The following is a 1,084-nucleotide window of genomic DNA, read 5'->3' on the forward strand; positions in this document are numbered from 1 at the left end:
TTCTGCGCGGCATCGTCGAGATCGTCGGCGGCGGTGATCGCAAGGCCCGAATCGTTGAGGATCGCCTTGCCCTGGTCGACATTGGTGCCTTCCAGCCGCACCACCAGCGGCACCTTGAGGCCGACCTCCCTGACCGCGGCGACGACCCCTTCGGCGATCACGTCGCAGCGCATGATGCCGCCGAAGATGTTGACCAATATGCCTTTGACGTTCGGGTCCGTGGTGATGATCTTGAACGCCTCGGTGACCTTTTCCTTGGTGGCGCCGCCGCCGACGTCGAGGAAGTTCGCCGGCTCCTTGCCGTAGAGCTTGATGATGTCCATCGTCGCCATGGCCAGCCCGGCGCCGTTGACCATGCAGCCGATGTCGCCGTCGAGCGCCACATAGGCCAGATCGTGCTTCGAGGCCTCGATCTCCTTGGCGTCCTCTTCCGATTCGTCGCGCAGCGCCTTGATGTCGTCATGCCGGTAAAGCGCGTTGCCGTCGAACGAGACCTTGGCGTCGAGCACCCTGAGATGCCCGTCCTTCAGCACGATCAGCGGGTTGATCTCCAGAAGGCTCATGTCCTTCTCGGTGAACGCCTTGTAGAGGATGGGGAACAGCGTCATGCCGTCGGCGCGGGCCGGCCCGTCGAGGGCGAGCGCGTCGCAGAGCTTCGCCGCGTCGGCCTCGGTGACGCCGGCGAGCGGGTCGATCGCGACATTGTGGATCTTGTCGGGCGTCGCCTCGGCCACCGCCTCGATGTCCATGCCGCCCTCGGTCGAGACGACGAAGGCGACGCGGCCGACCGCCCGGTCGACCAGCAGCGACAGATACAACTCGCGGTCGATGTCGGCGCCGTCCTCGATATAGAGCCGGTTGACCTGCTTGCCGGCGGGACCGGTCTGCTGGGTGACCAGGGTGTTGCCGAGCATTTCCTCAACGTCGGCGACCGCCGCCTCGACGGATTTCGCCAGCCGCACCCCGCCCTTGGCGCCCTCACCGAGCTCCTTGAACCTGCCCTTGCCGCGGCCGCCGGCGTGGATCTGGCTCTTGACCACATAGACCGGCCCCGGCAGCTGCCGCGCCGCCGCTTCCGCCTGCC

The 1,084-nt window shown here is 66.6% G+C and carries 1 protein-coding gene; it reads right to left on the reverse strand.

Translation table 11 applies throughout. From position 1 onward, the window contains the following. A partial coding sequence (gene sucC / locus MJ956_RS18700; RefSeq protein WP_253965924.1) for an ADP-forming succinate--CoA ligase subunit beta occupies positions 1–1,084 on the reverse strand: 1,084 nt, incomplete at both ends.

Source organism: Aurantimonas marianensis (genome assembly GCF_024195285.1).
GTDB classification, from domain to species: Bacteria; Pseudomonadota; Alphaproteobacteria; order Rhizobiales; family Rhizobiaceae; genus Aurantimonas; species Aurantimonas marianensis.